We start from the raw sequence: 6,003 nt of genomic DNA, 5'->3' as shown, positions 1-6,003 counted from the left end.
AGGCCGGGTTTTTGCAAAACGGCGTGCTGAATCAGAGCAACGAGCGGCCCTTGTTCGCAGCGATACGCATACGCAGCGCATTGAGCTTGATGAAGCCCGCCGCGTCTTCCTGGTTGTAGGCACCGCCGTCTTCTTCGAAGGTGGCGATGTTGGCATCGAACAACGAATCGTCGGATTTGCGGCCGACCACGGTAACGTTGCCCTTGTAGAGCTTCAGGCGTACGACACCGTTCACATTGACCTGGGACGCGTCGATCATCTGCTGGAGCATGACCCGCTCCGGGCTCCACCAGTAACCGGTGTAGATCAGGCTGGCGTACTTGGGCATCAGCTCGTCTTTGAGGTGAGCGACTTCGCGGTCCAGGGTGATCGATTCGATGGCGCGGTGCGCCTTGAGCATAATGGTGCCGCCAGGGGTCTCGTAGCAGCCACGCGACTTCATGCCCACGTAGCGGTTTTCGACGATGTCCAGTCGACCGATGCCGTTGGCGCCGCCGATACGGTTCAGATCGGCCAGCACGGTGGCCGGGCTCTTCTCTACGCCGTCAATTGCGACGATGTCGCCGTTGCGGTAGGTCAGCTCAAGGTAGGTTGCCTGGTCTGGGGCGTTTTCGGGCGAAACGCTCCAACGCCACATGTCTTCTTCATGCTCGGTCCAGGTATCTTCCAGGACGCCGCCTTCATAGGAGATGTGCAGCAGGTTGGCGTCCATCGAGTACGGCGACTTCTTCTTGCCATGACGCTCGATCGGGATACCGTGCTTCTCGGCGTAGTCCATCAGTTTCTCGCGCGAGAGCAGGTCCCATTCACGCCATGGCGCGATGACCTTGACGCCGGGCTTGAGGGCATAGGCGCCCAGTTCGAAACGAACCTGGTCGTTGCCTTTGCCGGTAGCGCCGTGGGAGATGGCGTCGGCACCGGTTTCGTTGGCGATTTCGATCAGACGCTTGGCGATCAGCGGACGGGCAATGGAAGTACCCAGCAGGTACTCGCCCTCATACACGGTGTTGGCGCGGAACATCGGGAATACGAAATCGCGCACGAATTCTTCGCGCAAATCGTCGATGTAGATTTCTTTGACGCCCATTGCCTGAGCCTTGGCACGCGCCGGCTCGACCTCTTCACCCTGCCCCAGGTCGGCGGTGAACGTCACCACTTCGCAGTTGTAGGTATCTTGCAGCCACTTGAGAATCACCGAAGTATCAAGGCCGCCAGAATACGCCAGTACGACCTTTTTTACGTCCGCCATGCCATCACTCCACGGGGTTGTACGGAAAAGGCCCGATTCTAACGGCGTTGAGGCTCAATTTATAGAGGCGCGACAGCTTCTGACGACAAAGCGACAAGAATTGTCGATGGCGCGACGGCCGCTACTTGGCAGTGGCGGGTTTGTCCGGGACCGACTTGGTGGCACTTGCAGCCTGCGCCGGGGCAGCGGAGGCAGCGGGGGCCTCGACCGCCTTTTGCGTGGGCTGCGCCTGGGCAGGGCCTCGCTCAAGTTCGATGTTGACCCGCCGGTTACGGGCGCGATTGCCGGCGCTGTTGTTCTTGACCAGCGGATAACGCTCGCCGTGGAAACGCACGGTTATCTGGCTTTCAGGCACGCCGTGGGCCATGAGGTAATCGGCGACCGCCAGTGCCCGCCGGCGGGACAGGTCGCGGTTGGTCAACCGATTGCCGCTGTTGTCGGAATGCCCGTCCAAGGCCACCTGATTGACGCTGGGGTCGGCCTTCATGTATTCGAGCAGCACATCGAGGCGGGTCTTGGCCGCCTGATCCAGCACGATGCCGCCACCGGGGAAGCCCACCTGGGTCTGACGCACCTGGTCGTAGTTCATCGGCAACAGCTTGCTGGCGCAGGCCTGGTAGTCACTGTAGGCCTTGGCGAAACTGACCGGCAGCACGCGCACTTCCATTGCCCGCCCGCCCTCCCCGGCGAAGTTGCGCACCACGGCGCTGCGGCCATCGAGCAGGCCGTTGATCAAGCGGCTGGCCTGGCCTTGGGAGGAGTTGAACAGCACGCCGGTACGTGCCATGCGCACATTGCCCAGGTTGATGTCCCCGCGCCCAGGTTGCCAGGGCGCTGCAGCAGCCAGCAAGGTGGCACCGCCGGCACCCATCGCATTGGTTTGTGAGCGCAGGCGGAACACCGGTTGCTCACCGGCACGGCGTACGAACTCACCGCTTCCGAAACCGTCTATCGGCTGGGTCAGCCGGCATTCGAACGCGTCACCCTCCACCGTCCAGGCAATGCGCTCCATGCGTGTCTGAAACGTCAAGGCACCGGCCGGCACGCTGGCAAACACGATAAACAGGGCTAGGTAACGCTGGCGCACGGCGGGCTCCACATAATTCGACACTCACCTTTACACTATCGGGCGGCCGCGGGAAAACTTGATACCTGTGCTCTGGAGGGGCTTTTCCGGTAGCATTACGGCTTGAGTTCGACCCGCCTGGAATCCTCAATGTCCGATCGCCTGACCCTTCTGCGCCCCGACGACTGGCACATCCATCTGCGTGATGGTGCCGTCCTGCCTCACACCGTTAGTGATGTGGCGCGCACCTTCGCCCGTGCCATCATCATGCCCAACCTGGTGCCGCCGGTGCGCAATGCCGCCGAAGCCGGGGCCTATCGTGACCGTATTCTGGCTGCTCGCCCGGCTGGCAGTCGGTTTGAGCCGTTGATGGTACTGTATCTCACCGACCGCACCACCCCACAAGACATCCGAGATGCCAAGGCTAGCGGTATCGTGCACGCCGCCAAGCTCTACCCGGCAGGCGCCACCACCAATTCCGATTCTGGCGTGACCAGCATCGACAATATTTTCCCGGCTATCGAGGCGCTGGCTGAAGTCGGCATGCCATTGCTGGTGCACGGCGAAGTCACGCGCAGCGAGATCGACGTGTTCGACCGTGAAAAGCGCTTCATCGACGAGCATATGCGCCGCCTGGTCGAGCGCTTCCCCTCGCTCAAGGTGGTCTTCGAGCACATTACCACCAGCGATGCGGCCCAGTTCGTGACCGAGGCTTCGGCCAACGTTGGCGCCACCATCACCGCGCAGCACTTGCTGTACAACCGCAACCATATGCTGGTGGGCGGCATACGGCCGCATTTCTATTGCCTGCCCATCCTCAAGCGCAACACGCATCAGGTGGCGTTGCTCGACGCCGCCACCAGCGGCAACCCGAAGTTCTTCCTCGGCACCGACTCGGCTCCCCACGCCCGCCACGCCAAGGAAGCGGCGTGTGGATGCGCTGGCTGCTACACCGCCTATGCGGCCATCGAGCTCTATGCAGAGGCGTTCGAACAGCGCAACGCTCTGGACAAGCTCGAAGGCTTTGCCAGCCTGCACGGTCCTGCTTTCTACGGCTTGCCAGCCAACACCGACACCATCACCCTGGTTCGTGATCAATGGACGGCCCCAGAAAGCCTGCCCTTCGGTGAGCAAACCGTGATTCCGCTTCGCGCCGGGGAAACACTGCGCTGGCGCCTGCTGGAGGAACACGCGTGAGCGAAGACCTGTACGAAGATGAACTTGAATCCTCTGGCAGCGGTGGTCACCGTCACCCGATGGCCGAACGCTTTCGGGGTTACCTGCCCGTGGTGGTGGATGTGGAGACGGGTGGTTTCAATAGCGCCACCGACGCCTTGCTGGAAATTGCTGCCGTCACCATTGGCATGGACGAAAAGGGTTTTCTGTTCCCCGAACATACCTATTTTCACCGGGTAGAGCCCTTCGAAGGCGCCAACATCGAGGCCGCGGCGCTGGAGTTCACCGGCATCAAACTCGACCACCCGCTGCGCATGGCGGTGAGCGAGGAAACGGCCCTGACGGATATCTTCCGAGGCATCCGCAAGGCGCTCAAGGCCAATGGTTGCAAGCGCGCCATCCTGGTGGGCCACAACAGCAGTTTCGACCTGGGTTTCCTTAACGCGGCGGTAGCGCGCAACGACCTCAAGCGTAACCCGTTCCACCCGTTCTCGAGCTTCGACACGGCCACCCTGGCAGGGCTCGCCTATGGGCAGACCGTGCTGGCTCGCGCCTGCCAGAGCGCTGACATCGATTTCGATGGTCGCGAGGCGCACTCGGCACGCTACGACACCGAAAAAACGGCTGAGCTGTTCTGCGGTATCGTCAACCGCTGGAAAGACATGGGCGGCTGGCGACAGGATTGATCCGCGCGTTTCAGCGCTAAAGCCAGCCCGTGCGGCTGGCAAAAAAAACCGGCCATGAAGGCCGGTTTTTTTTGCTCGACGCGGGCTTACAGCTTGCCGGCGTTCTCGCTCAGGTAGGCAGCAACGCCTTCTGGCGATGCGTTCATGCCCTTGTCGCCTTTTTTCCAGTTGGCAGGGCAGACTTCGCCGTGCTCTTCGTGGAACTGCAGGGCGTCGACCAGGCGCAGCAGCTCGTCCATGTTACGGCCCAGCGGCAGGTCGTTGATGATCTGCGAGCGCACGACACCGTTGGTGTCGATCAGGAAGGCGCCACGGAAGGCCACGCCGCCTTCGGACTCTACGTCGTAGGCCTTGCAGATTTCGTGGGTCATGTCGGCAGCCAGGGTGTACTTGACTGGGCCGATGCCGCCGTTGTTGACGGGGGTGTTGCGCCATGCGTTGTGGGTGAAGTGCGAATCGATCGATACGCCGATCACTTCCACGTTGCGCGCCTGGAAGTCAGGAATGCGATTGTCCAGAGCAATCAGCTCGGACGGGCAGACGAAGGTGAAGTCCAGCGGGTAGAAGAACACCAGGCCGTACTTGCCCTTGATGGCCGAGGCCAGGTTGAAGCTGTCGACGATCTCGCCGCTGCCCAGTACGGCAGGTACGGTGAAATCGGGGGCTTTCTTGCCAACGAGTACGCTCATTGTTATCTCCTGATGTGAGTGAAGAACCATTGCCGGGCCGAGTCGCCGACCCGACATGCAACAAAGGTTGACCATCATACACAGGTTACGGTGGCAGGCCGAATGCTGAGCGCGCGACCGTTGGTCACTCGGGGCGAATGCCTTCTGAAACAACTTTGACAAGCATTCTCATTCACATTAAGCTCCTACCCATCGAACCCGCCAGCGATGGTCAGCCCTATGTATGTGTGTCTTTGTGTCGGCGTCACCGACGGACAGATCCGCGATGCGATCTATGAAGGATGCTGCAGCTACAAGGAAGTCCGAGCCGCCACCGGTGTCGCCAGCCAGTGTGGCAAGTGCGCCTGCCTGGCCAAGGAAGTGGTGCGCGAAACACTGACCAAACTTCAGGTCAGCCAGGCCGCCCTGCCCTACCCAGTGGAATTTACCGCTGCCTGATATACGGAATGACGAAAACCGGACCCTGTGTCCGGTTTTTTTTCGCCTTAATTCAACAAGTTAGCGTACCAACGCGGTTCACAAACATTCTTATTCCTATTAATTTTCATTTATTATTCAATTACTTAGGTTTGACAGGCTTGGTCATCAGGCTCAAACTTCCCTGTATTGGCACACTTCGACAGGGCAGGAACCCCAATGAAAGGCGACATCAGCGTCATCCAGCATCTCAACAAGATCCTCGGAAACGAGCTGGTCGCAATCAACCAGTATTTCCTGCATGCGCGCATGTACGAAGATTGGGGCCTGAACAAACTCGGCAAGCACGAGTACAAAGAATCGATCGACGAAATGAAGCACGCTGACAAACTGATCAAGCGTATTCTGTTTCTCGAAGGTATTCCCAATGTTCAGGACCTGGGCAAGCTGCTGATCGGCGAGCACACCAAGGAGATGCTCGAATGCGACCTGCGCATCGAGCAGAAAGGCCTGATCGACCTGAAGGCGGCCATTGCCCACTGCGAAACAGCAGGTGACTTTGGTTCGCGTGACGTCCTGGAAGATATCCTGGAGTCCGAAGAAGAGCATATCGACTGGTTGGAAACCCAGCTGGGCTTGATCGACAAGATCGGTATCGAAAATTACCTGCAGTCGCAGATGGGCGAAGAATAAGACGCCCAACACAAAAAAACCCGCCAA

Annotated in this window: 7 protein-coding genes; 4 read left to right on the top strand and 3 right to left on the bottom strand. The window is 59.8% G+C overall.

The genetic code is table 11. The annotated features are described in order from the left end of the window. Window positions 1-31: 31 nt before the first annotated feature. On the bottom strand, window positions 32-1,249 hold the full coding sequence (locus ACF8R3_RS21950; protein WP_058606061.1) for an argininosuccinate synthase: 1,218 nt from the start codon (window positions 1,247-1,249) through the stop codon (window positions 32-34). A 121-nt stretch (window positions 1,250-1,370) separates the two neighbouring features. Beyond that, window positions 1,371-2,336, bottom strand: coding sequence for an OmpA family protein (locus tag ACF8R3_RS21945; protein WP_078478099.1), 966 nt, complete (start codon window positions 2,334-2,336; stop codon window positions 1,371-1,373). A 129-nt stretch (window positions 2,337-2,465) separates the two neighbouring features. Between ACF8R3_RS21945 and pyrC the strand changes: the two genes are divergently transcribed. Then, window positions 2,466-3,512 carry a dihydroorotase gene (gene pyrC / locus ACF8R3_RS21940; protein WP_058639703.1) on the top strand — a complete coding sequence of 349 codons (1,047 nt, stop codon included), beginning with the start codon at window positions 2,466-2,468 and terminating at the stop codon, window positions 3,510-3,512. Beyond that, window positions 3,509-4,177 carry a ribonuclease T gene (rnt, locus tag ACF8R3_RS21935; protein ID WP_027915348.1) on the top strand — a complete coding sequence of 223 codons (669 nt, stop codon included), beginning with the start codon at window positions 3,509-3,511 and terminating at the stop codon, window positions 4,175-4,177. The genes pyrC and rnt overlap by 4 nt, the downstream gene beginning before the upstream one ends. A gap of 86 nt (window positions 4,178-4,263) precedes the next feature. On the opposite strand, the gene ACF8R3_RS21930 is transcribed toward rnt, so the two are convergent. After that, window positions 4,264-4,866, bottom strand: a complete 603-nt coding sequence (locus tag ACF8R3_RS21930; RefSeq protein WP_023535284.1) for a peroxiredoxin — start codon at window positions 4,864-4,866, stop codon at window positions 4,264-4,266. A gap of 219 nt (window positions 4,867-5,085) precedes the next feature. Between ACF8R3_RS21930 and ACF8R3_RS21925 the strand changes: the two genes are divergently transcribed. After that, entirely contained in the window at window positions 5,086-5,304 is a 219-nt protein-coding gene (locus tag ACF8R3_RS21925) for a bacterioferritin-associated ferredoxin (protein ID WP_058639702.1), read from the top strand. A gap of 198 nt (window positions 5,305-5,502) precedes the next feature. Beyond that, a complete protein-coding gene (gene bfr, locus ACF8R3_RS21920) occupies window positions 5,503-5,976 on the top strand; it encodes a bacterioferritin (protein ID WP_058605176.1) in 474 nt (157 codons plus the stop codon). Window positions 5,977-6,003 lie beyond the last annotated feature (27 nt).

This window comes from Pseudomonas sp. FYR_7 (assembly GCF_043106155.1).
Taxonomy (GTDB): domain Bacteria; phylum Pseudomonadota; class Gammaproteobacteria; order Pseudomonadales; family Pseudomonadaceae; genus Aquipseudomonas; species Aquipseudomonas parafulva_B.
Note: the sequence above shows the minus strand (reverse complement) of the source record. Positions and strands in the feature narration are given on the sequence as shown.